Raw genomic sequence first — 24,986 nt, 5'->3', positions numbered from 1 at the left:
TTATCTCCGGTTATGGCCATCGCACCACGCGAGGCACATAACCATTATAAGGACAAAATGACCTAAGTAAAGAATATATCAACAGGTGCCGTTTGGAATTATTAATTGGACTTCAGGATTGATTTAAAATGAAAATCAAAATACTAATTTGTTAGGACAAAATGTCACTATAATGGTTATGTGCCTCGCGTGGTGCGATGGCCATAACCGGAGATAACCGTGATTGCTAATGAAACCAGAATCTCGTCAAACGTTGTTGTTGATGAGTTGCGCCTGAATTTCCTTCCTCACTACCTGGGCGCGCAATACCTCCAGGGCGAGGCGTTGGTGTACGACTGGGCCGCGCGCCTTTCGAGTGCCTACAACGGCGGTTCGTGGGACTTCTTCCAGTTGTCGAACGGCGGCTTCTATATGGCCCCTTCGAACTGCGGACGGGTGCATGTGCGGTGGCATATGAACGGCTACAGCGACATGATGGGTGCGGACGCCTTCGGCATCGTCGTCACGCTGTTTGCCCTGTGCCATCTGGCGGAAAAGTGCCTCGATGACAGCATCATCGAGCACTACCACGAACTGCGCGCCTACGCGACGCAGCACGTAGAGGCCGCGAACATTCTCCGCGCTATCGACTAATGAATTGACCACCTGCGGCCCCGGCCTGCGGGCTGGGGTCTTTCGCCCTATCTGAAAATCAGTGAGGAAGAAATGGACCTGACGCAAATTCGCCCAACCTGGCTGACCGCACTGCTGCCTTTACTGGCCGTCTACCAGTACGGTGACCGTGAAATCGTGCGTGCCGAACTGTTCCGTATGGCGCTGTCGGCGGATGCGGCGGCGAAGACTGCCGACGCGCTGCATCGCATCGCCAACATGCTCGACCGGGACGGTCATGCGATCGACATGCACCGCGAAGATCTTCGCGCGATCGCGCGTGCCGCGCTTTCGGAGTTTGACCGCGTACCGCCCCGCGCGCCGCTGGTAGCGGTTCACGAAGCGGTCCGCCACACGCGCGAGCGTGCCGCATGACGGCAGCACTGAAACGGGGTTGCGAACTGAAGCGCGGCGACGTGCTGCGCACATGGTTCGGCAATCAGACGATTCTTGAAATGCTGCCGTACAGCGGCCCGTTCGACTTCATCTGCGGTGTGGCGAAGTTGCCGGATGCCGAAATGTCGATCAACCAGGGCGGACTCTACGAAGTGTTGTGCGCCCAATAACCTGAACCCTGAACCGCCCGCGTGTACACGCGCGGGCTTCGGAGCCTGCCATGCCAACCTTTACAATTGCCGAGATTGAACAGGCGATCAATATATGGCGCAACCGCCAGGCGTCAGGAGAAGACGCGGCGCTGTGCCCGAAAGCGCGTCACCTTGCCGATATCTATGGCGGGATGATCTACGCACACGCAACAGCCATCGACGTGTCTTCGCTGTCTGCCGAGCAGGTGGAAGCTGTGACCACTGCCCTTTGTCAACAGGAATTGCCGCTATGACCGACGAATCGAAGTTTCCCCCCGAAGTGCTCGAAGAGTTTCGCCGCGAGATGGAGGAAAGCGACGCCCACTTTAGTACCGCGCCTGCGCGGTTTTTTGAGGCATGGAAACAGGCTGTCATGCTGGCCGGTTCGGTGTATTTCGGCGATGGCACCAGAGAGGCCGTTGAGAAGGCGAAAGACAAGTGGGCGCTCGCGCCCAATGGGGCGGTCATTCTCGACGCCTTCGGTGTTCTCAGCAGCGGCGAGCGCACTTTCCTTGCCGCGCTGTATTCGTTCTACAACCCGGACGATAGCGTTGTTCTGTGGGAGAAAGCAGGCATCAGGGGTTTCGCCGACCTGTCGGGGCTGGACCTTGTTCGTCGCAAGCTGATCGCGGAGCTTTTGCTGAACTACGTTGGCTGGTAACGGGCAGGCGTGTCTGTGTCCGAGGCTGACAGGCTCCGGCTCGCCAGCCCGATCGTAGACACCGGTGCCAGGGAACCCCCTTCCTGCTAAACCAGAACTTGTATTGGCCGGGAGTGTATCGCGCGCGCCTGCGCGCCCGGATCGAGGCGCACGGGGACCCGCGCCGGCAGGCGTGGGGAGAGCGCCGGCCCGTAGCGGCAGCGGAGGGACGATCCGGTGAGGCGCCGTGCGACTGTGGCCGGGGTCGTCAAGCAGCCGCAGGCTGCGTGTTTCCACCGCGGCGAAGCCGTGGGGGCTGGATCGAGGACAGAGGCACCAATGAATCGTTCAGGATCAGGAGGGCACCATGTTTCGAGTGCAGGTCTGGGATGACGACGCGAACCGCTACGTCGATGTAGTACTCAGTTTTGACCAGTGGGGGGCGGTCGGATTCAGGCATGCGCAGCCTGGTGATACGCCGGCGGAATACGACGATTCAGGGAAGGCATGGCGAGATGCAGTTGACCTGCAGGGACGATTCGGCGACGCGATCGTTACGCTGCTCGACACGTCGACGGGAGAGCGACACTTTGATGAGCGCAACCTGCCGGAGGTTGACGCTGATGCCATTGAAGCCCCGGCGGCCCCCGAAATCTGGACGGACGACTGGATCATCCAGCGTGCCGTGCGTATACGGGTGGCGAGTGCAGGCGGCGACGTGTACGAACCATGGCCGGGGTACACGCACCCGATGACTCGCGATCAGGCAGTCAAGGCGCTCGAGGAGTGCGAAGCGCGGTGGCCGGAACATGAGTTCCGCGCGCATCGATTACGGCTGGAGGAAAAGGTCGCGGCGGACGCGATCGACCGGGCGCGAAGATCCGTCCAATCCAGGAAGTACGACTAAGAGAAAAGGCGATAAAAATGACGGTTGATATTCATACACCTATTCGGGCCGAGTGCTTGCTCCCGGCGGATGAGGGCTGGGAGCGGCCCCGGGGCGCTGAAGTTCAGGAAGCGGTGCGACGCATCGGCCTGTCAGGTCGGGCTCTTGCCCGGGTGCTCGGGCTGAGTGAGCATGGCGGCCGCCAGGTCAGACGCTGGATCAGCGGTGAAACGCCCGTCCCCTATATAGCGTGGGCACTTCTCTGTGATATGGCGGGCCTGGGCACAATCTGGCGTGGCAAAACCCTTGAAATTGGGTTGAGTGGTATGGCTGAATCAGCGCCCGATGACGAATGACCGGGCGTTACGCTTTGCTGTCACCACGTTGCGCGGAAAAAGAAAAGCCGGCGCACCGAAGCGCGCCGGCTGAATGTCCTGGCTACATTTCGAGGGCCGGCCAGAACCTGAGAGGCTTTCAGGATACTCGAACATGCTGTCGATGCGATGCGCTGAACAGGCCCGGAAAGACACCAGTTTTCCCAGGTTGAACAGGTCTGCTATTCTTATTTCGTCTGATGTATTCAAAGAGTCTTGCCGATGGCGTTCGCCGGACTGTGTCGCGCCGGGCCGTTCCTTTTGGGGGGAGAAAATGATGAACACGTTTTTGATCAGCGTTTTGCCGACTCTGAAGCGCCTGACACGCTTCGGCAAGTGGGGGCTTTTCGTCGGCGTCTTTCTGTTTATCGCGGCTGACATGGCCATGCGGGCAGCCGGTCAACCGACGGACGACAAGGCGTTTGCGCAGGCAGTGGCGCCGATACTGGTTCTGCTCACCGCGATCGCTGTGATCGGCGAACTGGCGATCTCGATGATAAAAAGTCATCTGGACCAGCAAGCACGGCACTGACCTCTTAGCTATCGGTGCTGGCCGGCGGTGTTGTGCGTGCGAGAAGACTGTCGTAGCCCTCCATGTAATACCGGTTTGATTCATATTGCTTCGCATCTTCGCCCGTATCTCGTCCAAAACGGGAAAGCAAGCCGGTGCTTAGCAATAGCGAATTTGCCTTGGGAATATCCCTCTCTGGAACGCCAATGTTGTTCCATGTCGTTTCGAACGAAGACTGACTATAAGGCTTCGTTCTGTCGCGCACGGATGCGTAGTACAGGTGAAGCTTCAATGCGTTTAACTCATGTTTGCTGCGCAGGCTGAATCGCGTGAGCGGCAGAAACTCAGTTTTCGCAGGTGAAAGCAATGCTTGCCCCGGCAGCTTTGCCCATCGCTTTCCCTCTTCTAGTCCTTCAAGGCAGTAATCTCCCGTCCGCGCAGAGCCGTACCGCGTAACCATCTTGCGGGTTTCGAGCAATTTAAGCCCTCCAGAGATCAACTTTCTTGAAAGCCCCGTAAGTGCGCTGAGTTCGTCGTAGGTCAGGTGAGCCACCATCTGAACACGAACCTGCTCTGGCAATTGCACCCCAACCAACGCCAATGCGCCGGCCGAGAAACCCGTAGCAGGTGTGACTACTAGGTGTGCGCTGTAGGGATTCGCGTCGCCCGGAGCTACCCCGGCCGATACTGGTTCTGCACTGCGTCTTGCCCTGGCGATCCGTTCACTAGAAAAATGGCAGAACACGAAGAAGAGCATGAGTGCGGCGGTTCCTGCGGAACCATCCGACGGCCAAGTGAATTTTTTTATCCGCTCGTCTGTGACCCATTCGACGGGCATTCGTGACCATGGTTTGATGCTCATCAACGATTCCCCTTCCAGACCATGAGTCCGATCACGACCATACCGACGATGACTGCAACTGTCTGCAGCAGCGGCGTCAAGTTGTTAGCTTTATCTGAGAGCTTCACGATGCAAGAAGTAATGGCGTTTATAAGTTCGCTCATTTCGATCTCCAAAAATAGAGTGAGCGAAGTTTTTCATAGCGTAGAGCCTCTATCTAGAACGAGGTGCAAAAAAGTAGAACAGTTTTTTAATGCAACACATTGATTATAAAGAGAAAAAATGCATAAAAATGCAGTTCATGTCGTCACTTTTTCAGTGCATGAAGCGAGAATTTTGCGGCCTTAAGCGCAACTATCGACTGAGCAAGTGAGTGTGTGCAGCCATGATCGCTGTGTTTAGGTAGTGTTTTTCGTCATTCACTCCGCCGCCACAATTGGCTCGCCGTTCTTAACGGTGATCTGACTGAGTGTCGGATCCAACGCATGCACGGCAACGATGTTCAGGTGGCCCGCGGGAAAAACACGGTAGCCGAAACCGCCGAGAAATCTCTCGATTGCCGCGCGATCAGATTTGAGGACTTCAATGAGCATGATCGGCCGGTGCTTCGCAAGCACAGACCGACCACCACCCAACACCTCGAGCTCCATTCCTTCGACATCCAGTTTCAGGAGGTCCAGACGTTCTAAACCAAGGGAATCCAAGCTGACCATCGGAACGACGTTGCACGCTGAGGCATCGTAGGCGATGTGCTGCCCGATGAATTCGTTGTCGGGGTTGGGGCGCAGTTCCAGGCTACCGAAGCTCGCCGGCTTGAAATAGTCCGGCTGCGGTACAACCAGCTCACCGCACTGCTCGCCGAGCGCCGCAAGCTTCACGCGGGCATTCATGCAGTTATTCAACGCGACGTTTCCCGCTAGGGCGTAATACAAAACCTCTTGCGCCTCGAATCCCAGGACGTGCCCCCACCCGTACATGTGCCGTGCCCACTCAATCGTATGCACGCCGATATTGGCTCCTCCGTCCACGGCGACGACACCGTTGCCGAAATGATTGCGTCGACAGTCGAGCAATGCCAGCACTAGGCTTACTTCGCTTTCGTCAAAGCCCGATTTGTCGAGTATCTGGAAGCCAACCCCATAGGGACGACTCTTGTCATCTACGTGATGGTCATTGCGATTCACGATCATGCTTCCGTGATTGGATGCAGCCAGAACGAAAGCAATGGGACGAAGCGGCAAGGGCATGACTCTGATCCTGAAAATGTTCTCGTGGTACAGCGACTATCTGGCAAAAGTATTGCTTCTATTCGGTCCGGCCCAGGGATTGAAGCTTTTCCCGAACGCGCATGATCGTTTGCCGGGTCGTCTTGTACTCCCGCGCAAGTTGCGACACTGATGCGCCCTGCGCGAGTCGTTGATGCGCCTCACGCTGCTGCTCGATAGTCAGAGCAGACGGGCGGCCCATCACCTTCCCTTCGGCCCTGGCACGCTCGATACCTGCGGTCGTCCGCTCGATCAGCAAATCGCGCTCGAATTCAGCTACCGCTGTAAGCACACCCATGGTCATACGGCCCGCGGCTGAGGTTAGATCGACGCCGCCAAGGGCCAAGCAGTGAACGCGCACCCCCATGCCCGCCAAGCGCTCTACCGTTGACCGCACGTCCATTGCGTTACGCCCGAGTCGATCGAGCTTTGTCACGATCAGCACGTCGCCGTCCTCGAGGCGATCAAGCAGTTTGGCAAAGCCGGGGCGCTCGCTCGCCGCGACACTACCTGATATGTGCTCTGTCACCGCGCGGCGCACATCAACTGCAAAACCCGCTGCACGGATCTCGTGCAACTGATTTTCGGTCGTCTGGTCTGCTGTCGAGACACGGGCATATGCGAACGTGCGAGACATATGATGCTCCATTGGTGTACGGTATCCACGTACGAATCATACGTCATGTACGAAATATGTTAATGCTTATTTTCGTACACCGTCAGGACGGGGAGTCCTAAACCGATCGGTTTCGTACATGGCTGCGGTCGAGTTTCGCAACAGGACGTAAGCATTCCGGCAAATGGCTATACTGTATATTTATACAGGTATTAAGTCTGCCCCGAACATGCCCCGCTTTTCCGAGTGCAAGCCGCCAACGATCTACGAGCTCCGCGAACTGTGGCGTCGCTATCGCGGCAACGGTGTCGTCCAACGTCTGATCCTCGAGATTCAGCACCTTCGCGGATTCGTGCGCGAGGTCGAGGCTTTGCGTGGGGTCATCCAGCGTTGCTGGAACGATGAGACGGGCAGTAAGCTGGTCGCGCTGGAATGTCTGCGCACTGAGTTGCAAGCGGAGTTTTTCCGCGCCGGCGTCGTCAGCGACGCACCGAAGTCGCGCCCGCTGCCGGCATTCACACCTCCATCCCGATATGATCTGCGCGCACTCGCGCAGCACTATTCCGACGACGAATCCATCCAGACCCTGATTCAGGAGATCGACCACGCGCGCGCATTCGTCCTGCGTGTGGAAGCGTTGCGCCTTGTCATAGAGCGCTGCTGGCGTGCGGAAACGGATTGCGACCTCGCTGCACTGATAGACCTGCGTGTGCGCCTCGAAACCGAAAAGGAACGTGCAGGCGTCATCGTGTCGGCCGAGCCTGCCCAGCGTGAACAACATGGACTGACCGCGCGCATCGCGCTTGATTTTGATGGGCTACCCGAGCGTGGATCGCCGGGCGCCGGAGAGGCGTGATGTGTCACGATTAATAGGTCCGACTTCTCCGGGCTATCGCATGTAATGCAAATGAATTACAATGTGGAATCCGGAGTTACGAGTAGGAGTAATGGCCATGGCTGCTAGTGCATTGGTGCAAACGCGCATCGACCCTGTGCTGAAAGAGCGCGCGGCCGCGGTGCTCGACAACATGGGACTGACCGTCTCGGATGCCGTCCGTATCCTGCTGACGCGCGTTGCCAACGAAGGTGCGTTGCCGTTCGCCTTTGCGACCGACCCGGCCGTACATGACGCCTGGTTTCGCGCGAAGGTGCAGGAAGCATTGGACGATCCGCGCCCCGCTACCGCGGACGATGACGTTGAGGCCCATTTCGCCAGGCGCCGCGCCGCGGCCCTTCGCAAAGCAAGTGAAGGTGACGCGTGAGGCTTGAATGGTCCGCTTTCGCAATAGAGGATCGCGACGCGATTTTTGACTACATCGAAGAGGACAGCCCGCGTGCTGCTGTGGTCGTGGACGATCGGATCCGGACGCAGGTCAGGCAACTGCTTCAGTTTCCTGAGACTGGCCGTCTAGGCCGCATCGAGGGCACCCGCGAACTGGTCATCAGCCGAACACCGTATATCGCGGCCTACCGCATCACGGGCGACACCGTGCGCATCCTGCGCGTGTTGCACGGCGCGCAGCTATGGCCCGATGAAATATTGGATTAACCATGTTCACCGGGTAATCAACCATGACCGACGTCGAGCTGCTGCAGCGTCTCTCAGACCACGAAGACAACTTCATTGAACGCAAGTCGGCCGGCGTGAAGTCGCAAGAATTGCGGCAAACGCTCAACGCGTTCGCCAACTCGTTGACGGCCGATCGCGAAGGCATCTTGTTCCTCGGTATCGACGATCGGACCGGGGCTATCACAGGTGTACCGGTCGGCCAAACCGACATGCTGCAAAAGCGTGTACGCGAAGCGGCCGAGAGTGATTGCTACCCGCCCATCAAGACTGTGACCTGCAGGGTGCTGACGGTCAACGGCATGGCCGTCGTCGCGGTAATCGTGCGCGCTAGCGCGGACCGACCACATTTCACGGGACCGGCCTACGTGCGCCGGCTGTCGGAGTCGGTTAAGGCATCTCCTGAATTGTTCAATGAACTGATCGTGAGCCGTAACGACAAGGCCCAGGCAATCTTGGCGATGCGAGGCGGTGTGGTCACGTTCCAAAGCATCGGGCACAAGATTGGCGAAACTCTTGCTATTGCTGATCAGGGATACAGGCAAACGGGTGAATGTCGGGTGGAAGCCTGCGACGCTCACCTAGTGCATTTAATGATCCTTAGTGGGGGGATGTCGGGGTGGCCAGTTGTTGAGCCACTGTCTCACGTGCAGATTGGCTTCGATGTTAACAAGAACCGTCCCATGCTGGTCATTCGCGTTCACCCGGGGTGACGCCCCATCGCCACACGCGCGGGATACAGGCGGAAAACGATGCTGCAAAGCGCTGACATACTACAATTTCTTGTTTGTAATTAGCGGGGTACGACGGGCAAGCGTTCCGCCGGCACACTTCGTCCCACAACCAACGGGAAACCACACGATGCCTATGGACTACAAGCAGTACCAGGACGAGGTCACTGCTGATATCGCAAAGGTTCTTGCTGACGCAAGCTGCCAACCGATCTTGTTCGTCGGCTCTGGCTTCACGAAGCGGTACGCTGGTGGACCAAACTGGGAAGAACTATTGGGCTTGCTCGCCAAAGGGTGCCCGCTGATCGACAAGGACTTCGCTTACTACAAGCAGGCTCATGGCAACGACCTGAAAAAGATCGGTTCGGTTTTTTCGGACCTGTACCGCGAGTGGGCGTGGAGTGCCAAGGGCAAGACGAAATTTCCGGACGAATACTTCAGCACTGCATATGGAAGCGACATCTTCATCAAGCACACAATCGCTGAGTTGCTGAAGGCACTTGGACCGCACAAGGGTTCGTATGGATCCGCGGACCTCGATACCGAGATTGCTGCCCTCAAAAGCATTAGCGCTCACGCCGTCATCACCACGAACTACGATGAGGTGATTGAGCCGCTGTTTCCAGATTACGAGAGAATCATTGGCCAACAAATTTTGCGGAAGCCGTACCTCGCAATTGGAGAAATCTTCAAGATTCACGGCTGCAGATCCGACCCGAAGTCCATCGTCGTCAACGAGGCCGACTACCAACGTTTCGAAGACGATCACAAGTATCTCAGTGCAAAACTGTTGACCTACTTCGTTGAGCACCCCCTGATTTTCATTGGCTATCGGGCGGACGATCCAAACATCAAGAGCATCCTGTACGACGTGGACCGCATGGTTCGAGCCGACTTTCAACTCGTGCCCAACATCTACATTCTGGAATGGGACAAGGCGATCACGGACGCGTCATACCCCGCTCGCGACAAGGTCATCTCGGTCGCAGCCGATGTAAACATTCGCATCAAGAGTATCTCCGCGTCGTCATTCGAGTGGGTCTACAAGGCGTTCGGTCAAGCTGGTGATCTGGAGAAGGTCAACACCAAGCTCTTACGATCGCTCATGGCTCGCTCGGTGGAATTGGTTCGTTCAAGCATTCCAAAGAGGCACGTTGGAATCGACTTCCAGACCCTTGAGCATGCCGTCGATTCGGGCGAAAACTTCGCCAAGCTGTTCGGCGTGACATCATTGTCCGATCCTTCGCAGGTCAACCTGAGTTACCGATTCCTTCTTACCGGCGTTGGCGCCGAGCTTGGCTTCACCGGATGGAGCAAGGCACAAGACTTGATAAATGTCTTGAAAGAACAGGACGGGTTCGACATGAAGGCTTCGGACAACAGGTATCACATCACAGTCCCTTCGGGTAAAACGACCGTCGTCCACCGGTACTCGGAAGCGGCGGTCGATTTGCTTAAGAAGGTCTTGAATGGCGACGAGTACACGCTCGACAAACAGATATTGAAGGTCGACGAGGCAGCCAAGGCCGCGGCCGCCTAGGCTACGCGAATTGGGGACCGGTCGAGCGCTTCACATTCCTTAGGCCGCCATCTGATGCTCGTAGTACGGACGCTCCCGATCGTCCAGAATCGCGTATAGCGCCGCCAGATTGGACGGATCCGGATTGAGCCATGCGTCGACGTTCTCTGGTTTGATCGGGACAATGCATCGGTCATGTCCGGCCGCGAGGACTTCTGGTGGAGGTTCGTCCGTAATCGCGGCAAAGGACAATAGGTCTGGTTCTCCGGGTATCGTTGTGCGCGACCACAGACAGGCGACGAGCATTTGCTGCGCCGGCGTCGGATCGAACTGCAAAACCAGTTTTTCCCCATTGCGTTCGACGTGCTCGTAGAAATGATCGACGATGATGATGCCGTGGTTATAGCCGAACAACTCTCCCCATACTCTCCGCAAGTTGTTTCGCCGGGCGTTGTACGTCCCCGGCTTTTCTCTTTCCATCTCTTCGGTCCAACCCGGTAACCGGCAACGGTAACGCATCGGGACAACGACGCGGTGGCCGTCCTGAACGATCATGACTGGGGCATACCAGCCAGGATAGATCCGAGAATCGGCATCCTTCAGGGTGGTGCGCTTCAGGTCTGCCAACCGGCGCACCGCGGCGTCGATCTTGTTGGAGGCGATCCGTTTGCTTTCGGCGGCCGCTTTTGTCGGCTTCGCTTCCAGAGTTCGCTCCGCTTTGGCGAGTCGCGTGCGTTGCTCGAAAACCTCCTGCTCGAGCTTTGTCGCCCGCGCGGAGTTGTTTTCAGCAATCAGCGCCTGAATGCGCCGCTCATCGTCGGTCTGGGCATCCGAAAATGCCGCCTCCATTGCCAGCGGAGCTTTCAGATCCCGCCCGCCATGTTCCCAGTACAACTCTGTGAACTCCTTGATGCTCATGTGGGCGCCGAACATTTTTACGTACTTGCGATAGTCCGCCACGATTTGGGCCGAATAGCACATGTGGTTGAACTCCCCTATTGGATTCGCCGCTGCATCATGACCGAAAACGCGAATTCGGCTGACTTGTGTCAGCCAATACATTTTACGTAGCTGTTGTTACGTCGAAGGAGCGGCGAGCGAGGTGACCGTCAAAAAACACGTTTTAGCTCGAAAGTTCGGCGGCAAGATCGCGCCTCGGCGTACGATTGCCGTGAAACAATTTGGCAGAAATCCCCGTACTCCTTTCCTGCATTGCATTTCGTCGCACCTGTCGTCACGAACGGTTGTTTCACGGGCCGTCGCGACCAACGCTGAGGTGTCCACCTTCAGTCACTGCGTCAAGCAAAGATACTACCTACCCGGCGCGACAGCGCGCCCGACAGATGACGACGTGGCCGGGCGGGCACGGGCCAAGATCTGCCGAATCTCCGCGAGGTGCTGTTCACCGATCGCTTCATGTGCTTCGCGCGCGGCGTCACGTAGTCGCGCGCTTCTTATCGTCCACGGCGGCAGTATGCCGAGTCGTCGGCACACCTGTGACAGATACGGCTTGCCTCGGCCTGCGCAGTCGCGCGCAGCGGCCGCTACGGCCGCCTCCCCTACCCGGCCGAGCAACCACGCAAGAATCTGCCGATCAGATTCGTTCTGTACGCGCACCAGGTGTTCCATGGTCGGCCTCATTGGACTGTATGGATAAACAGCTACTGTAAATATATACAGTGTTTGAGTAGGCGGCAAGGACGTTCGGGTCTTCTAGGTGCTCAGCAGATGGATATCTTTTTGGATTCTAAAAAGAATTCTATAAAGAATTCCGGTAGGAATTCTGAAATGGTTCCAGCGATGGTATCTGGCGAAATCCACGTACCATCGGGGATTCGGCTGTTGTACCTGCGCGTTATAGAGTCATCTTCCAGAGGAATTCATATTGGATACCAATGTGGATTTCTTGGTTGAATTCTTGTGGAATTCCTTAAAGGTATCGACTATGATTCCGATGATGAATTCCGATGGAATTCCTTTTTGGAACCCATAGGGTGTTCGACCACCCGAACCTTTGAGGTCCTGTCTATGCCAACTATTGTTTTCGTCAGCCCGAAGGGCGGGGCGGGTAAAACCACATCCGCGTTAGCGCTGGCAACGCAGATCGCTCAGCGCGCAGCAGTGGTGGTTATTGATGGCGATCCCAATCACCCGATCAAAACGTGGGCTGAGGGAGGCGAGGTTCCCCAGAACATGACAATCATCTCGGACGTCACCGATAAAACCATTGGGGATACGATCGCAGATGCTGCTACAAAAGCGCCTTTTGTAATCGTGGACCTGGAGGGCACGGCGGCGACGATCGTTGCGTATGCAATCGCGGAGGCTGATTTTGTCGTCGTTCCGACACAAGGCTCGCAGCTCGACGCGGAGCAGGCGAGCCGTGCATTTGGGCTGATTCGCGCACACGAGCGCGGTATCCAGAAACACAAACCTGACTACAAGCTGCCTTACGCCGTTCTGTTTACGCGTACGGCGGCCGCAATTCAGAGTCGCGATACCAGGCACATCCGCAAGAGCTTCGAAGCCGGCGGCATTCCATTTTTTGAGACTGAGTTGAACGAGCGAGCCGCGTTCAAGGCGATGTTTTCATACCGGCAACCGCTCGAAACGCTCCCGCGTGACGAAGTTTCGAATGTCGACAAGGCGATCGAGAACGCTGAAGCCTTTGCCCGGGAAGTCATATCCAGAATCATGCAGGACGCTCCGCAGCAACAGGAAAAGGTCGCATCATGAGCCGTGTAGATCCGTTGGACAGCCTGAAGAATTTCACGCCAAAACCGGCCGCCGAACAGAAGCCTAAGCAGAGTAAGGCGGATATCGAAAAGCTGGCGAACCAGCACGGGTTCACGGGCCGACAGACAGCTCCCGTTGCTCCCGTTGCGCGTTCCAAGCGCCGCTTTAAAACCGGGCGAAATGTTCAGATCAACATCAAGGGCGAGCAGGACACCAAGGATGAGTTGTACCGCCTTGCCGATGATATTGATGAGCCGCTCGGCGAAACGCTCAAACGGGCGCTGGCCGCCTTGCGTCGCGAGCTTGATGCGGGACGAAGCGGAAATTAGGCACGGAAACGGCGATCCGTCGCATTCGGGCGAGAGGGGCAGTGGTTTGAGTGGATACCAATAAAGAATTCATGTTGGAATTCCTTATTGGTAGCTGAAAAGTTGGCCGCTGCTGGCCACCTGGAATGGTTTGGATTTCCTTGCCGACCCCAACCGGGTCGGCATTTTTATGCGCGCCAATCTCGTCAGGCGGAAACGGCGCGCCTGCACTCCAGCGCCAAATTTTGAATGTCTGCCTTGACGTGCAGGATGTCTTCAAAGTCAGGGTCGCGATGTTCCTCGCCTTGCGGCCACAAGGCGTGGCCTTGGTTGGCGAGGCTATCGATACGCGCCAACATAGGCGCGCTATCAACGGTCACACCCTTTGCGCGAGCAGCCGTGATTTCATCCTGGCATGCACGGAGGTCCTGAAGGATGCGGTTTAAGCTTTCGTGGATCGGTGATCTGTCGTTTGCCATGCAGGGTGTTGAATTTAACTTTGTGGTGGTGATTTGATGGTAGCAGATACCCTCAAATGCCTCCTTGTGTTGTCAGCTTGCCGAGCTCGAACGGGCCGCGGCGTCGCAGATGCCTTATATTGCTGCGAAATACCGGGCAAGTGGGGAGCGGAGCTCCCGGCCCGGCTTACATAGTCCGCACACAAGCACAAATGGAGGCTGTGGTGAGATATCTCGGATTTGCATTGTTGTTGTTTGTGTCCAGCTTTTCTCAGGCGCATGCCCAGACTGCCCCGTGGGGCTTGGACGTGACAGGAAACATTGCGAACGTCACTGATGCCAGTACGCATACGTACCATTTCACCAGTGCCGATTTGCTTGCGCTTAGTACCAGGACAATCAAGACTTCGACCAACTGGACGCCCGTTAGTGTGTGGCGCGGACCGACCTTGGAGAGCATTCTGCAGAAAGTTGGCGCACGCGGGAAGGTGCTGCACGTGTACGCGCTCGATGACTACAAGCACGATGTTCCGCTTTCGGACGCGAAGCAATACGGCGTGATCGTGGCATATGAGCGGGACGGCAAGCCGTTGGAACAGAAGGGCTTTGGGCCGTTGATGCTGATTTATCCGCGCGATGACCATCAGGATGACTTGAACCGGGCGTCGATCGAGGCTCGATTTGTGTGGCAAATTTATAAGATTGTCGTTGAATGATTTTCCTTCGCCGACTTGGTGTCAAACGGGTCCTCGGCGTCGCGATTGCTCTCCTACTTTGCGTATCCGGGGTATGGGTCTATTTCGCGTATTCGCTGCTCCTGTCGCCAGCGAGTCTCAAGGCGCTGGCTGGTCCTCAAGAGAATTACTACTGGCCCGTGGCGCAACTGGAAATCGCAGCCAACAAGGCCAAGAACGCCTTTCTCCTGTACGGCGCCGGCAGATCGGATTTTCGGTCGGTGCAGTTGCGCTTTGACGTGTTGCAATCGAAATACGCGGTGTTGGCCACACCGTCCGATGCCACCCAGATCTTTAATGGCAATGCTTCCTTTCGAGATGCGATCGCACAAATAGGTGCGGTGATCGAGAGGGTGAGGCCTGCCGTCGAACAGCTGCCGCAAGATCCAGGCAGGGCCGTGGACCTGTCGCTTAGCCTAGGGCAGATAGATGAGCCTCTGGCAGTCATCACGGATCACGTGAGCGAGGCCGAGATAGACCGGCGCGATACAGTCTACGAAGACTTGATCGGAAAGCGGCACCTTTTTTTCCTGAGCAGCCTGCTACTGTTGATACTCCTGGCGGGAACGGCTGTACTCGCCCTGATGTTAGGCGTCGATCGAAAGCGGCTAACGCGTCAGCAGAACGCGGCGATCAAGGCAGAACAGGACGCGGTCCGCGCAAAAAATGCATTCCTCGGGATGATCGGGCACGAACTGCGGACACCGCTGCAAAGTATCGTTAGTGTGGCCGATACACTTTTGGATCGGCGATTTGCCGAACGAGACGCGACGTTGATCAAGAGGCTGGCGGTAGCCGCAAGTAGGCTAGAAACACAGATGAAAGATCTTACCGACTTCGCGCGACTGGACGCCGGACGCCTCACGTTGCGGGAGCGGGAATTTCAACCCGCCGACGTTATTGGCTCGATGATTGACGACGTGACGGCGTCTGCCAGGAGCAAGGGGTTGGAGGTCGTCGCGCTGGTCAATAACGGCGATGGTTGGTATCTGTCGGACCCCGATCGCATCAGGCAGATAGTTGGGAACCTGCTGTCGAATGCGGTCCGGTATACGGATGCCGGTCGAATTCTTGCGCGTCTCGATGTAACGCCGTCCAGGGGTGGGGCCGTCCTTGACATCACTATTGAAGACACCGGACCCGGCATACCTGCGGCATCTGTTAGTCAGCTCTTTCAGCCATTCACGCAACTAGACCAATCCAATACGAGGAAGCACGACGGTGCAGGCATTGGCCTCGCGATCGTCAAAGGGCTGGTCGATCTGCTCGGCGGATCGATCAACATCGAGACTGAGCCGGGGCGGGGAACGATAGTCACAGTGTCGATGCCCGTCAAAGCAGCCGCAGCTGCTACAGAGGCCGATGGAACAGAGATGCAAGTTACGGCGATCATCGAACGGAAGAGGGTGCTTATCGTAGATGACCAGGAATCTGCAAGGGAGTCATTTGCGGATGTGCTGTCATCGTTTGGCGCGTACGTGGATGTTGCTGTCGACGCCGGCGAGGCTTTGGCTGCATTGAGTGAGGCTACGTATGACGCAGTATTGCTGGATGTGCAGATGCCAGGGGAAGACGGGATCGCCGTCGCTCGAAAGGTACGAGCGACGCCGGGACCGAACAGGGATGTTCCTATCATCGGCATCAGTGCGTTTTCCAGGGAGCTGCTGAAAGACAGTGGGGCCGAACTCTTCACACAACACCTGCACAAGCCTGTGCGAAACTCGGTATTAAAGCAGGCGCTACTGGATGCGCTTGCAGCTAACAAGCGGCACTGAATTCAACCGAACGTGATTGATCAATGACTATCCTTGATGAGGTATCGGCGCTTACGAATGCAGGTTCACTGCTTTCGCGCGATCGTGAGATTGTTGCCTCCTATGACCTTGAGGTATCCGATGTGTCGGCAGAAGGTTATAGCGCGCTTTCTGCTGTGCAGGCAATCAAGAATGCGAATGTTGCTCCGTTTGAAGTCGACTACTCGCGTCTAACGCGCGTTCATGTCATCAACGGAATGGGCGTCACGCTGGGGGACTCGATTATTGGACTCACGGCGCTGGCGTCGATCAAGAGGCGGCACCCGGAAATTTCCTTTGTTATCTATCGTCCGAGTCGCGCCCCTGCGTACGTCAGGCAGCTATACGAACTGGCGGCGCCGATCTTTGGGAGTGTTGTGGATCTTCCCGTCGATGTCGATTCTCTGCCCGACGATGAACTCCGGATCGATCTGGGTAACCATCTGTTCTGGCCGAACTTCTCGACGATGCCCATGATAGATTTTTTCCTGTGGGCGCTCGGGATCGCACCGGCTGACGTTGGCCGGGACCACAAGTCGAATGACTGGCTTCAGCGCGTAGCTCTGCCGGCGTTGAGCGCGGAATGGTCATCGAAGGAATATACGTTGCTCTGTCCGACAGCCAGCACGCCTGTGCGCAGCATTCCGCATTCGTTTCGAGTCGAGGCTGTAAATAGTCTTTGGGAAAGGTTTCACGTTCCCGTACTTGGCTTCGGCAAGGTCGACCACCAGCACTACACAGACATTAAGAGCCTATCGACGGACACGGCCGCCTTTATTGCATGGGTGAAAAATGCCCGCTTTGTTGTGACGTCTGACACGGCCGCCGTTCACATCGCAGCTGGGTTTGACGTGCCTACAGTGGCATTTTTCACTACGATCTCGTCTGAGCTGCGCGTGCGCGACTACCCGTCGTGCAAAGCTATAAACCTTCCTCTTCCGGAAATTCAGGGAATCCAGGCAAGTGGGCGGGCGGGCGATCTGGAGATAGTCGACCGCGCGTATCAGAAGTTGATTGCGAGCAACTGGGCGCTGCACCTTTGCGGTTAGCTCGATGAGCGGCTCAGTTCGTTAGAGATTTGCGAAAACAATATGGGCATGTGAACCGGTTTCTCGATCCACTTGCAGCCAAACTGCTTAACCACCCGGGCAATGTCGTCAACACGGGCCTTACCACTTTGCAACTGCCCGGTCAGCAGGTAAATCGGTGTCGATGGATTCTCGGCCTTCCGGATATCGACAATCGCGGCCTCGGCGGTGTCATCGTTGATGAGCCAGTCGATTATGAAAGCGTCGAACGCGTTGCTCTTCAGGCTCTCGCGAAAACTGGCCAGATCATAGAACGGTGTGGCGTTCAGACCGTGGTCGTTAAGATAATCACAGACGTTGTCTGCCGCCTGCGTATCGGTATCGTCGTCGAGAACCGCGATAGCCGGCTTCTCGAGGTGCGGCAGGTCGGGGCGTATTTCGACCGACAGCACATTGAATATTCGTCCGGCCGGAGCAATTTCGGCTGGATATACGTTCCATGTGTCGCCCGACTGGATCGCTACCAGGTCAGCTGATCGGTCGCCACTCAGCTCGTCGCCAATTAGCACGGAGCAGGGCAGCGGACGCGGGCTCACCATCAGCATCCCCTCACCCGTGATCGAGTCTTCAAAATCTTCGTTGTTTTCCACCAGAACACTCGGAGTTTCGCCGAAGTGCGTAGCAACTGCCCCGAGTTGCTTCAGATCCCATGGCAATTGGCCTTTCATCTTGCGGCTTGCAGCCGAGAAGCTGAGATTAAGTATCCGGCTTAGCTCGCTCGCCTGAGCGCGTTTGGTAACGCCGTGCCGCTCCATCAAATTGCGAACGCGGCTGGCGATGGCCGTTGAGTCGGTCTGAATGTCGTTATCAGGCATATCTAGATACCCCTCCTTTGGTTGCCGACTTTATCCATAACTGACCTGACACGCAAGGTTTGGGAAATTTTTTGCAAAACATGACTTGACACGCTCGTTGTGACTAGTAAAGTGACGCGGTAGGTAATCTTCATTCCATTGGATGACGCGCGAGGGTAGGAGTTGACGGCGCGGCACCGCCTAACCACGAATCACTGAAGAGGTTTGATATGGCAGACGCCGTTGTGGGTAAGAGTGTTGAGAAGCGGCTGTTGTCCTTCATTTGCGCGAAGACTCGCGACGCGCGGGCGGTTTTCTGCAGTGTCGAAGCGAGCACATCGCGGCGCATGTCATTGTTGGTTGCTTTGCTGTGCGTAGCTGTTTTCCCTGAATTCGCTTATGCGATGGACTACAGCACTGGTACGGGCCTGGTTCGCGATTTCGTTAGCTGGCTGTTCGTCGACGCGGGTCCCTATGTCTTCATGGCGATTCTCGGCATCTGTGTGCTCGGGGTGCCGAAGGGTTGGATTCCAATGAAGGGTGCCGTGATCGCAGTTATCTGCTCATTTGTATTCTTCGCGGTCCCTTCCATCGTCCGCTATGCGGCGTCGGTCGCTTCCTCGCAGATCTGAGGTGAGGCCATGCGTGAAGTACACGAAATCCCGAAAGGCATGGTGCAACCCTGGATGATATGGGGCTGCCTGGCTGAGCTGTTCCTCGGCTCGTTCGTATTGCCCGCGGTTGTTTTCATGTTCCTCAAATGGTGGCCGGTGATGCTCGCCGTGCCCTTTCTGGTCATCGGCTCCTATCTGATTACTGCGAAAGATATGTTCGCGTTCTCGGTCGCGTATCAGAGCTTTGGCGCGACGGCGAAGCCACGCAGCATCAAATACTGGGGCGGGGCCAAGACCTATGCGCCACGATAAATCTTCACGCTCTCGCCGGCGTGTGTCGTCTGTCTCGCAGCCGACGGACAATCCTCCGGCTCTGTCGATGCCGTCGCGCCGTGTCGGACACACGAACCTTTGGGCAGAGGGTGGCACTGGCAAGACGCTCTTCGTGCCGGAGCTGCTCATGCGAGCGGGCGGCTCTCGCGGCGCGAAGCGATAGGAGGAGCACGTCACTATGTCTCTCTCCACCTTTCTCGACCGTCATTTCGGCGCGTCGCCATTCGTTCAGCGGAGCGAGTCAGACAAGGATGATGCGGCTGATCTGCACGCCTCGCGCGAACTTCCGTTTGGCCTGAACGCGTACTACAACGGCCATACGTTGCGCACGCTCGACAGCGGACTGGTGCAGATTGTGCGTCTCCAGGGCCTCTACGCGGAAATGCTCGATGACACCGGCGTCGATGCGTACAAGCATCAGCGGAACACCGCACTGGAATCCATCGCTGACAGCAATGTGGGCATCTACGTGTACGAGATCCGGCGCAAGGCCAACCGGTGGCCCGCCGGCAAGTATTCGAACTGGTTTCCGAATTTCCTCAATGAAAAACTGAAAGCGCGTTTTCAGACGCGGTCGTTGTATCAACACGAAATCTATATTGCCATCGTGCGCTACCGGCACTACAGCGGGGTAGTGGGGCGGCTCGATCGCGTATTCAATGCGTTCAATCCCTCTGGCACAAACGACAAGCTTGAAACGGAGTCGAGACAGGCGCGTGACCTTGAAGAGAAGGTCAATTCGCTGATGAAATCGCTGGCGCATTACGCGCCTCGGCGGCTGGGCCGCGTCGAAACGGAAATCGGACCCTGTTGTGAGATGGCGCGTTTCCTGCGTTATCTGCTCACACAGGAAGACGGCCCGGTGCTGGCTGACTCATACAACCTGGCCCAGGCGATCGCGAGCGCGTATCTGCATTTCGGTCGCAATCCGATCCTTGGGAAAGATGTTTTTGAGGTCAACGGGCTCAACCACCGGCGCATCGGCCAGGTGTTGGCCATGTCACGCTGGCCCGATGGCGTTGTCGCCGGGATGGCCGACCGGTTCCAGCGGCTGCCTGCCGAACTGATCGTCACGCAGAAGTTTTTCCCGATCGACAAGCTTGACGCGAGCATGGCGACGTCGACCAGTGAGGCGCGGCTATCGCACGACCGGACGACTGCCGGTATGTCGGCGGAAATTACGGCACTGCGTATGCGACAGGCTGCTAACAAGGCAGTGCTCGGCACACACCACATGAGCGTCCTCGTTCATGTGCCGATCGAAGGGCGCTCGCAGGCGGCGGCGCTCAAGGCGCTTGAAGCGCTGGATGATGCCGTGGGTAAAACGGGCGAGTGCTTCAAGAGCTGGGGCGTGAAACCGGTTGTCGAGACGACCGGCATGGAGCGTGCCGTATGGTCGCAGATACCTGGTGCCAGAAAGCGGCACAACGGCCGGGTCGGCAAGGTCGAGACGCTCCAGTTCGCTTCCTTTGCATCGCTGCACAGCTTTCCGCAAGGGCGTTTTGACGGAAACCTGTGGGGTGAATGCCTCATGGTCCTGCCGACTGAAGGCCAGACCGGCTACTACCTGAACTTTCACGAGGAACGCGCCGGGATGGTGCCCGGGCATGGCAATTTCGCGGCGAAAACGGGCGTGGGCAAGACGTTGTTTGTCGCGATGGTTACCAGTCAGGCCGATAAGGTGGAGCCCCGGGTGCACTGGTTTGACCGTGAGAACGGCGCGACCGTGTTCATGCAGGCAATGAACGGTGCCGACATCGTACTAAGCCTGTCACGCTCCCTTGGCAATCCTTGCAAGATGCCCGACACGGAACAGAACCGCGCGATGCTGCGCGAGCTGCTGCAGATGATGGCGACGTGCTACGGCTACAGGCTCACGGTCGACGATATCGAACGCATTGCCACGGCGGTTAATGACAACTTCGATGACAGCAAGACTAAATTCGAGGACCGGCGCCTGCGGAATCTGGCCTGGCGTTTCGGCGCGAAGAATTCGGATCTGTATCGGGCGATTGCCGTGTGGCATGGCGATGGCGCGAATGCTGCAGTTTTCGACAACGAACACGACACGCTCGATGTGACAACGCATCGTCACTATCGCTACGAAATGCGGGAGCTTATGAAAGACAAGGAGGGAAGGCCAGAGCTTCCCATCCTGCTCAACTACCTGACACACCGTATCGAGCAATCGCTTGACGGGTCGCCCGCGATCATCGTGTGGGACGAAGCCCAGACGTACATTCGCAATCCGTTCTGGCAACAGAAGGTCGAGTTGTATCGCGAGACATTCCGTCGGCGCAACTGCGTAACGCTCTTTATTACGCCCGAGCCGAGCGCTCTCTATCGGCCGGTGGCGGCAGTCAAGAATCAGGCGGTGACGAGCTTCTATTTCGCGAATGACAAGGCCGATCGACGGGACTACGTCGATAACCTGGACTTTTCGCAGAGCGAGTTCGAATTCATCGAGCGCGCACCGCCCACCGACTACAAGGTACTTATCAAGAAGGGCAGCGGAGTCAGTGTGCGCGCCTCGTTTGATATGTCGGACATGCCTGAGCTCGTGGCCGTCCTGTCGTCGAATGACAAGTCGGTTGAGCTGATGAACCGTGTCCGCGCCGAGTTGGGCACAACGGACCCGAGCCGATGGGTTCCAGTGTTCATGAAACGTGCGCTATCTGAACGGACGCACAACCTTTGAGTTGAGTGGTGAGGTGAACCTGTGATCGGACAGATTGCAATCGGTGTACTCGGTGCGGCGAGCATTTTTCTGTCGCAGGACCGACGCGAACACTGGCGTAAGTGGGCCTGTATCTGCGGGCTTGCAGGGCAACCTTTCTGGTTCTGGATGGCGTGGGAATCGCAGCAGTACGGCGTGCTAGCGCTTTGTTTTGTGTATGCGTGGTCGTGGTCGCGAGGCATCAGGCTGTACTGGATGGGCAAGTCAGGGAGCGCAGCGCGATTGGCGAAATCGACCTTACAACCGGAAGTGGAGGTGCAGAAATGAAAGGACCATTCGTAGCGGCCATCGCAGTGATGGCCATATCGACGTCAGCGTTCGCAACGGGCGTTCCGGTTGGCGATGCCGGGACCTGGACAGCGCTGGCCGCGCAACTCGCGCAGCTCAAGCAGGAATACGACACGCTCAAGCAGCAATACGGCGCGGTAACCGGGTCGTACGGGCGGGGTGGGCAGGGGCTGACCGATGCAATTGACGCGTCGTCCATTGTGCCGGGCAGCTGGCAGGACGTTGTATCGCAGCAGAAGAGCGGCATCTACGGTAGCCGACAGGCGACGTATGAAAAGGTGATGAACACGATGTCACCCGATGACTTCGCGGACAAGGGCGCGGGCGCGAACTACAAGATGAGTACCGACTCGGTTCGCTCGGCACTGGCCGGCGGAGAGTCGCTGTACGACGAGGCCCAAACCCACCTGCAGAACTTCCAAAGCCTTTCACAGCAGGTCGACACGACCCAGAACGTAAAGGACGCCGCGGATCTGCAGAACCGCATGTCGGCCGAGCTGGGGATGGCCCAGTCCGCGCAAACGAAATTGCAGGCCATCAACGCGAATCTGACGGCGAACCAGCTCAACGAGAGTAACCAGGCCACCGCAGAGCGTGAGAAGTTTTTCAGCAACGTATCGAAGTGAGGATCGACATGCGAAGCATCGTTTTTTATCTCCTGCTCGCCGGCGCTACGTGTCTGGCTGGCTGTGCACATTCCGGCGCGATATCGAAATCGCCGTGCGCGTGCGATTTTCATCCTATCGGCCAGCAGGCGTGACGGCGCGCCGTGGGCCTGCTGGTCCACGGGTGAAGAAACTGGAGACAGGCATATGACGTGGACAGGCAAACTCAGTTGGTTCCTTCTCGCAGTCGCAGTTGTTGGAAGCGGCGGTTTGATCGTTTACGTCGTGCATACGAGCAGCACGGGAGGCGGCACTGTCGAACCCCCTGCGCAGACTGTGCCGACGTTCGAGCCGAAGACGGAAGCGTATTACCTTGCGCATCGCGCCGAGATGAAAGCGCGCGAAGACGATTGCACAAACCGCGGCATTAGCCCCTTTGCTGACACCCCGGAAGCACGCGACTGCAACGCCGCCGCGGAGGCCTCCAAGCAGATATTTTTTGGCCCGGGGAAGTGACATGGCTGATCCGGTAGATCAATTCATCCAGACCTTGTTCGACAGCATCCCGTCGCGAACGGAAGCGTTTCTGTCGACCAATTACCCGGTGCTGGGGCACGCAGTCACGCAACCGGCGCTCTACCTCGCGATGATCTGGGTGGCAGTGAAGGTAATCCGGGTTCATTCCGGGCGGGATCCTGCGGACGTGTGGCCTCTCGTGAGAATGCTTTTGACGATCATGTTCGTGTTCGCGGCATTGAACTGGGGCGGGCTTGCCGGACAGATCTTTCACTCATTCCAGGAGTTGCGTGACGACACGGTAAGTTCGCTGATGGGCGGACAGTCAATGACGCAATATCTGGAGAACGACTACAACAAATTCTCAGCCGCGTCGGGTCAGATGATGAAGCAGTCGATGCTCAAGATTGGCATCGTTCTTCTTGGATTGGCTTTGCAGATCGTCAACTCAGCCATGGTCTTGATTGCTCTCGTCCTGAAGGTTGGGTCCGACATGGGCTTTGCGGTCACGATGCTGCTCTTCCCTTTGTTCGTGCCGACGTTGATGTGGAACAGCACGCGCGGATTCGGCATGAGCTGGTTTGCGGCGATGGCGAAGTTCGCTCTGGTCGGAATCCTGCTCGGTGTCATCGTGAAATTCAGCTTCGATATCACCGACCAGTTTGTCTCGAAGATGGATCCCAATGCGATGACGGCGCAGGATGCCTTCGCCGCAATCATTATCGCCGGCGCAATAGCGCTTTTCATGGCCTTTACCATTCGCCCCCTGGCGTCCGCTCTGACATCGAGCGGCGCCGCCGGCAGCGGCATGGCGGACATGATCGGCGGCTTCATGATGTCCCAGATCATGTCGAAGCTTTCCGGGGGTGGTCGAGGCGGCGCCGGCGCAAATCCGGGCGCGGCGAATGCGCTGACCAGTATCAGCAACACTCAAACTGCTCACGGCAACCAGCTTGCGCGAATCGAGCGGGCGCTTTCCTCGGGCGGTGCTACGAGCCCTTCAAGCATGTCGAGCCCATCGGGTGCCGGTCAACCGGGTGGCCCAGGCGGCACAGCGCCGTCGAGCGGCACATCTGATGGAGGTCAATGGTGAGCGCGATTTTCCAGAAAGCATCCAAGGTACGTAAGGCGGCAGCGCCTGACGCACCGCCAGCCGAATCCTATGAGGCGATTCGCTTATCCCGGAATCGCGCTTATCTGCTCGCGTTGGTAGCGTGGCCGATCGCGGGCCTCGCACTGGCTTCAATGGCCTACGACAAGGCCAATCAGGAGTATGTGCCACCTGTGGTGCTGACTCTTGACAGAAACAACCACGTCGCAAAAAGCGAGATCGGCACACCTGCGGTGCTCAGCTCGAAGGATGCCGTGATCGAGAGCGAACTTGCCCGTTACGTGACTGAACGCTACACGCTGGATCGCGCGTTTCGCCAGGACCATATTGATTACGTCAGGCTGCATTCAGCATCGGACGTGGCAGACCGCTTCAATCACGAGATGGACGCGAAGAACAAGGACAACCCGTACTACGCGATCGCAGAGACGACGGTTCGTCGCGTGAAGGATCAGCGCATCCGCATTCTCGACCGTGACGACCACAAGGCCGAAGCAACCTTCACGACCTACAACGACGGCAACGGCGACAACAAGACGGTGTACTGGCATGTGCTGTTCCGCTACGACTTCGTGAAGCAGGCGCTAACGCCGCAGAACCGCTACATCAACGGTACGGGTTTCATGGTGACCGGCTTCGAGCCAAACACAGAGCCGGGTGCGCCGGCCCCATCTGGAGGTTGA

Annotated in this window: 31 protein-coding genes; 24 read left to right on the top strand and 7 right to left on the bottom strand. The window is 57.2% G+C overall.

Annotated features, from left to right (window positions below; genetic code table 11):
• Positions 1-219: 219 nt before the first annotated feature.
• The 8 genes from KHO23_RS31705 to KHO23_RS31670 all read left to right on the top strand — a co-directional run bounded on the left by KHO23_RS31705 (position 220) and on the right by KHO23_RS31670 (position 3,670).
• Complete coding sequence (locus KHO23_RS31705; RefSeq protein ID WP_211616578.1) at positions 220-633, top strand: antirestriction protein; 414 nt, start codon at positions 220-222, stop codon at positions 631-633.
• A gap of 72 nt (positions 634-705) precedes the next feature.
• Entirely contained in the window at positions 706-1,026 is a 321-nt protein-coding gene (locus KHO23_RS31700) for a hypothetical protein (RefSeq protein WP_211616576.1), read from the top strand.
• Positions 1,023-1,217: a hypothetical protein gene (locus KHO23_RS31695; RefSeq protein WP_211616574.1), complete on the top strand. Its 195-nt coding sequence runs from the start codon at positions 1,023-1,025 to the stop codon at positions 1,215-1,217. The genes KHO23_RS31700 and KHO23_RS31695 overlap by 4 nt, the downstream gene beginning before the upstream one ends.
• Positions 1,218-1,267: 50 nt before the next feature.
• Positions 1,268-1,492 carry a DUF3717 domain-containing protein gene (locus tag KHO23_RS31690; protein WP_211616572.1) on the top strand — a complete coding sequence of 75 codons (225 nt, stop codon included), beginning with the start codon at positions 1,268-1,270 and terminating at the stop codon, positions 1,490-1,492.
• Positions 1,489-1,899 (top strand): hypothetical protein, encoded by a 411-nt coding sequence (locus tag KHO23_RS31685; RefSeq protein WP_407946088.1) that lies wholly within the window; start codon positions 1,489-1,491, stop codon positions 1,897-1,899. The genes KHO23_RS31690 and KHO23_RS31685 overlap by 4 nt, the downstream gene beginning before the upstream one ends.
• A 346-nt stretch (positions 1,900-2,245) precedes the next feature.
• Positions 2,246-2,785 (top strand): hypothetical protein, encoded by a 540-nt coding sequence (locus KHO23_RS31680; protein WP_211616597.1) that lies wholly within the window; start codon positions 2,246-2,248, stop codon positions 2,783-2,785.
• Between the two features lie 17 nt (positions 2,786-2,802).
• Positions 2,803-3,120: an XRE family transcriptional regulator gene (locus KHO23_RS31675; protein ID WP_211616570.1), complete on the top strand. Its 318-nt coding sequence runs from the start codon at positions 2,803-2,805 to the stop codon at positions 3,118-3,120.
• A gap of 133 nt (positions 3,121-3,253) precedes the next feature.
• Positions 3,254-3,670, top strand: coding sequence for a hypothetical protein (locus KHO23_RS31670; RefSeq protein ID WP_211616568.1), 417 nt, complete (start codon positions 3,254-3,256; stop codon positions 3,668-3,670).
• Between the two features lie 4 nt (positions 3,671-3,674).
• Here KHO23_RS31670 and KHO23_RS31665 read toward each other — a convergent pair whose 3' ends face one another.
• The 4 genes from KHO23_RS31665 to KHO23_RS31650 form a co-directional block, all read right to left on the bottom strand.
• On the bottom strand, positions 3,675-4,511 hold the full coding sequence (locus tag KHO23_RS31665) for a hypothetical protein (protein ID WP_211616566.1): 837 nt from the start codon (positions 4,509-4,511) through the stop codon (positions 3,675-3,677).
• Complete coding sequence (locus tag KHO23_RS31660) at positions 4,511-4,654, bottom strand: hypothetical protein (protein WP_211616564.1); 144 nt, start codon at positions 4,652-4,654, stop codon at positions 4,511-4,513. The genes KHO23_RS31665 and KHO23_RS31660 overlap by 1 nt, the downstream gene beginning before the upstream one ends.
• A 255-nt stretch (positions 4,655-4,909) precedes the next feature.
• Positions 4,910-5,737, bottom strand: a complete 828-nt coding sequence (locus KHO23_RS31655) for an FkbM family methyltransferase (RefSeq protein ID WP_211616562.1) — start codon at positions 5,735-5,737, stop codon at positions 4,910-4,912.
• A gap of 58 nt (positions 5,738-5,795) precedes the next feature.
• Positions 5,796-6,392: a recombinase family protein gene (locus tag KHO23_RS31650; protein WP_211616560.1), complete on the bottom strand. Its 597-nt coding sequence runs from the start codon at positions 6,390-6,392 to the stop codon at positions 5,796-5,798.
• 163 nt (positions 6,393-6,555) lie between these two features.
• Between KHO23_RS31650 and KHO23_RS31645 the strand changes: the two genes are divergently transcribed.
• The 5 genes from KHO23_RS31645 to KHO23_RS31625 all read left to right on the top strand — a co-directional run bounded on the left by KHO23_RS31645 (position 6,556) and on the right by KHO23_RS31625 (position 10,209).
• Positions 6,556-7,227 carry a hypothetical protein gene (locus KHO23_RS31645; RefSeq protein ID WP_211616558.1) on the top strand — a complete coding sequence of 224 codons (672 nt, stop codon included), beginning with the start codon at positions 6,556-6,558 and terminating at the stop codon, positions 7,225-7,227.
• Positions 7,228-7,324: 97 nt separating this feature from the next.
• Positions 7,325-7,633 (top strand): type II toxin-antitoxin system RelB/DinJ family antitoxin, encoded by a 309-nt coding sequence (locus KHO23_RS31640; protein ID WP_211616556.1) that lies wholly within the window; start codon positions 7,325-7,327, stop codon positions 7,631-7,633.
• Positions 7,630-7,920, top strand: coding sequence for a type II toxin-antitoxin system RelE/ParE family toxin (locus tag KHO23_RS31635; protein ID WP_211616554.1), 291 nt, complete (start codon positions 7,630-7,632; stop codon positions 7,918-7,920). Before KHO23_RS31640 ends, KHO23_RS31635 begins: the two co-directional genes overlap by 4 nt.
• A 23-nt stretch (positions 7,921-7,943) precedes the next feature.
• On the top strand, positions 7,944-8,651 hold the full coding sequence (locus KHO23_RS31630) for an AlbA family DNA-binding domain-containing protein (RefSeq protein ID WP_211616552.1): 708 nt from the start codon (positions 7,944-7,946) through the stop codon (positions 8,649-8,651).
• A 154-nt stretch (positions 8,652-8,805) separates the two neighbouring features.
• The gene (locus KHO23_RS31625) at positions 8,806-10,209 is read left to right on the top strand and encodes an SIR2 family protein (RefSeq protein ID WP_236067069.1); all 1,404 of its coding nucleotides are present in this window, start codon (positions 8,806-8,808) and stop codon (positions 10,207-10,209) included.
• A gap of 39 nt (positions 10,210-10,248) precedes the next feature.
• Here the strand turns inward: KHO23_RS31625 and KHO23_RS31620 are convergent, their stop codons facing one another.
• Positions 10,249-11,169 carry an SOS response-associated peptidase family protein gene (locus tag KHO23_RS31620; RefSeq protein WP_211616591.1) on the bottom strand — a complete coding sequence of 307 codons (921 nt, stop codon included), beginning with the start codon at positions 11,167-11,169 and terminating at the stop codon, positions 10,249-10,251.
• A 939-nt stretch (positions 11,170-12,108) separates the two neighbouring features.
• Here KHO23_RS31620 and KHO23_RS31615 point away from each other — a divergent pair.
• A complete protein-coding gene (locus KHO23_RS31615) occupies positions 12,109-12,924 on the top strand; it encodes a ParA family protein (RefSeq protein WP_211616548.1) in 816 nt (271 codons plus the stop codon).
• A complete protein-coding gene (locus KHO23_RS31610; protein WP_211616546.1) occupies positions 12,921-13,253 on the top strand; it encodes a hypothetical protein in 333 nt (110 codons plus the stop codon). Before KHO23_RS31615 ends, KHO23_RS31610 begins: the two co-directional genes overlap by 4 nt.
• Positions 13,254-13,438: 185 nt before the next feature.
• On the opposite strand, the gene KHO23_RS31605 is transcribed toward KHO23_RS31610, so the two are convergent.
• Complete coding sequence (locus KHO23_RS31605; protein WP_211616544.1) at positions 13,439-13,711, bottom strand: hypothetical protein; 273 nt, start codon at positions 13,709-13,711, stop codon at positions 13,439-13,441.
• Between the two features lie 203 nt (positions 13,712-13,914).
• On the opposite strand from KHO23_RS31605, the gene KHO23_RS31600 reads away from it, so the two are divergent.
• The 3 genes from KHO23_RS31600 to KHO23_RS31590 are packed head-to-tail and all read left to right on the top strand — an operon-like array spanning position 13,915 to position 17,266.
• Positions 13,915-14,406, top strand: coding sequence for a molybdopterin-dependent oxidoreductase (locus KHO23_RS31600; RefSeq protein WP_236067068.1), 492 nt, complete (start codon positions 13,915-13,917; stop codon positions 14,404-14,406).
• The gene (locus KHO23_RS31595) at positions 14,403-16,199 is read left to right on the top strand and encodes an ATP-binding response regulator (protein ID WP_211616540.1); all 1,797 of its coding nucleotides are present in this window, start codon (positions 14,403-14,405) and stop codon (positions 16,197-16,199) included. Before KHO23_RS31600 ends, KHO23_RS31595 begins: the two co-directional genes overlap by 4 nt.
• Before the next feature lie 23 nt (positions 16,200-16,222).
• Complete coding sequence (locus KHO23_RS31590) at positions 16,223-17,266, top strand: glycosyltransferase family 9 protein (protein WP_211616538.1); 1,044 nt, start codon at positions 16,223-16,225, stop codon at positions 17,264-17,266.
• Here KHO23_RS31590 and KHO23_RS31585 read toward each other — a convergent pair.
• Positions 17,263-18,120, bottom strand: a complete 858-nt coding sequence (locus KHO23_RS31585; protein WP_211616536.1) for a helix-turn-helix domain-containing protein — start codon at positions 18,118-18,120, stop codon at positions 17,263-17,265. The genes KHO23_RS31590 and KHO23_RS31585 overlap by 4 nt on opposite strands.
• Positions 18,121-18,329: 209 nt before the next feature.
• On the opposite strand from KHO23_RS31585, the gene KHO23_RS31580 reads away from it, so the two are divergent.
• The 6 genes from KHO23_RS31580 to KHO23_RS31555 all read left to right on the top strand — a co-directional run bounded on the left by KHO23_RS31580 (position 18,330) and on the right by KHO23_RS31555 (position 24,986).
• Entirely contained in the window at positions 18,330-18,731 is a 402-nt protein-coding gene (locus tag KHO23_RS31580) for a mating pair formation protein (protein WP_211616534.1), read from the top strand.
• A gap of 9 nt (positions 18,732-18,740) precedes the next feature.
• Entirely contained in the window at positions 18,741-19,025 is a 285-nt protein-coding gene (locus tag KHO23_RS31575; RefSeq protein WP_211616532.1) for a VirB3 family type IV secretion system protein, read from the top strand.
• A 199-nt stretch (positions 19,026-19,224) separates the two neighbouring features.
• Positions 19,225-21,744 (top strand): VirB4 family type IV secretion/conjugal transfer ATPase, encoded by a 2,520-nt coding sequence (locus KHO23_RS31570; RefSeq protein WP_211616530.1) that lies wholly within the window; start codon positions 19,225-19,227, stop codon positions 21,742-21,744.
• Between the two features lie 302 nt (positions 21,745-22,046).
• Positions 22,047-22,697 (top strand): type IV secretion system protein, encoded by a 651-nt coding sequence (locus tag KHO23_RS31565; RefSeq protein ID WP_168795948.1) that lies wholly within the window; start codon positions 22,047-22,049, stop codon positions 22,695-22,697.
• Between the two features lie 529 nt (positions 22,698-23,226).
• Entirely contained in the window at positions 23,227-24,285 is a 1,059-nt protein-coding gene (locus KHO23_RS31560) for a type IV secretion system protein (RefSeq protein ID WP_211616528.1), read from the top strand.
• Positions 24,279-24,986, top strand: coding sequence for a type IV secretion system protein (locus KHO23_RS31555; protein ID WP_200653569.1), 708 nt, complete (start codon positions 24,279-24,281; stop codon positions 24,984-24,986). Before KHO23_RS31560 ends, KHO23_RS31555 begins: the two co-directional genes overlap by 7 nt.

Source organism: Paraburkholderia haematera (assembly GCF_905220975.1).
Lineage (GTDB): Bacteria > Pseudomonadota > Gammaproteobacteria > Burkholderiales > Burkholderiaceae > Paraburkholderia > Paraburkholderia haematera.
This window is presented reverse-complemented; position numbering and strand designations above follow the sequence as displayed.

Bases quoted from the DNA above. Each gene is read 5' to 3' on its own strand.
- KHO23_RS31565 (WP_168795948.1), top strand. From the start codon at position 22,047: ATGAAAGGACCATTCGTAGCGGCCATCGCAGTGATGGCCATATCGACG.
- KHO23_RS31665 (WP_211616566.1), bottom strand. From the start codon at position 4,511: ATGAGCATCAAACCATGGTCACGAATGCCCGTCGAATGGGTCACAGAC.
- KHO23_RS31585 (WP_211616536.1), bottom strand. From the start codon at position 18,120: ATGCCTGATAACGACATTCAGACCGACTCAACGGCCATCGCCAGCCGC.
- KHO23_RS31655 (WP_211616562.1), bottom strand. From the start codon at position 5,737: ATGCCCTTGCCGCTTCGTCCCATTGCTTTCGTTCTGGCTGCATCCAAT.
- KHO23_RS31685 (WP_407946088.1), top strand. From the start codon at position 1,489: ATGACCGACGAATCGAAGTTTCCCCCCGAAGTGCTCGAAGAGTTTCGC.
- KHO23_RS31625 (WP_236067069.1), top strand. From the start codon at position 8,806: ATGGACTACAAGCAGTACCAGGACGAGGTCACTGCTGATATCGCAAAG.
- KHO23_RS31700 (WP_211616576.1), top strand. From the start codon at position 706: ATGGACCTGACGCAAATTCGCCCAACCTGGCTGACCGCACTGCTGCCT.
- KHO23_RS31630 (WP_211616552.1), top strand. From the start codon at position 7,944: ATGACCGACGTCGAGCTGCTGCAGCGTCTCTCAGACCACGAAGACAAC.
- KHO23_RS31660 (WP_211616564.1), bottom strand. From the start codon at position 4,654: ATGAGCGAACTTATAAACGCCATTACTTCTTGCATCGTGAAGCTCTCA.
- KHO23_RS31620 (WP_211616591.1), bottom strand. From the start codon at position 11,169: ATGTGCTATTCGGCCCAAATCGTGGCGGACTATCGCAAGTACGTAAAA.
- KHO23_RS31650 (WP_211616560.1), bottom strand. From the start codon at position 6,392: ATGTCTCGCACGTTCGCATATGCCCGTGTCTCGACAGCAGACCAGACG.
- KHO23_RS31675 (WP_211616570.1), top strand. From the start codon at position 2,803: ATGACGGTTGATATTCATACACCTATTCGGGCCGAGTGCTTGCTCCCG.
- KHO23_RS31690 (WP_211616572.1), top strand. From the start codon at position 1,268: ATGCCAACCTTTACAATTGCCGAGATTGAACAGGCGATCAATATATGG.
- KHO23_RS31575 (WP_211616532.1), top strand. From the start codon at position 18,741: ATGCGTGAAGTACACGAAATCCCGAAAGGCATGGTGCAACCCTGGATG.
- KHO23_RS31645 (WP_211616558.1), top strand. From the start codon at position 6,556: ATGGCTATACTGTATATTTATACAGGTATTAAGTCTGCCCCGAACATG.
- KHO23_RS31570 (WP_211616530.1), top strand. From the start codon at position 19,225: ATGTCTCTCTCCACCTTTCTCGACCGTCATTTCGGCGCGTCGCCATTC.
- KHO23_RS31555 (WP_200653569.1), top strand. From the start codon at position 24,279: ATGGTGAGCGCGATTTTCCAGAAAGCATCCAAGGTACGTAAGGCGGCA.
- KHO23_RS31610 (WP_211616546.1), top strand. From the start codon at position 12,921: ATGAGCCGTGTAGATCCGTTGGACAGCCTGAAGAATTTCACGCCAAAA.
- KHO23_RS31605 (WP_211616544.1), bottom strand. From the start codon at position 13,711: ATGGCAAACGACAGATCACCGATCCACGAAAGCTTAAACCGCATCCTT.
- KHO23_RS31670 (WP_211616568.1), top strand. From the start codon at position 3,254: ATGCTGTCGATGCGATGCGCTGAACAGGCCCGGAAAGACACCAGTTTT.
- KHO23_RS31680 (WP_211616597.1), top strand. From the start codon at position 2,246: ATGTTTCGAGTGCAGGTCTGGGATGACGACGCGAACCGCTACGTCGAT.
- KHO23_RS31580 (WP_211616534.1), top strand. From the start codon at position 18,330: ATGGCAGACGCCGTTGTGGGTAAGAGTGTTGAGAAGCGGCTGTTGTCC.
- KHO23_RS31640 (WP_211616556.1), top strand. From the start codon at position 7,325: ATGGCTGCTAGTGCATTGGTGCAAACGCGCATCGACCCTGTGCTGAAA.
- KHO23_RS31695 (WP_211616574.1), top strand. From the start codon at position 1,023: ATGACGGCAGCACTGAAACGGGGTTGCGAACTGAAGCGCGGCGACGTG.
- KHO23_RS31590 (WP_211616538.1), top strand. From the start codon at position 16,223: ATGACTATCCTTGATGAGGTATCGGCGCTTACGAATGCAGGTTCACTG.
- KHO23_RS31595 (WP_211616540.1), top strand. From the start codon at position 14,403: ATGATTTTCCTTCGCCGACTTGGTGTCAAACGGGTCCTCGGCGTCGCG.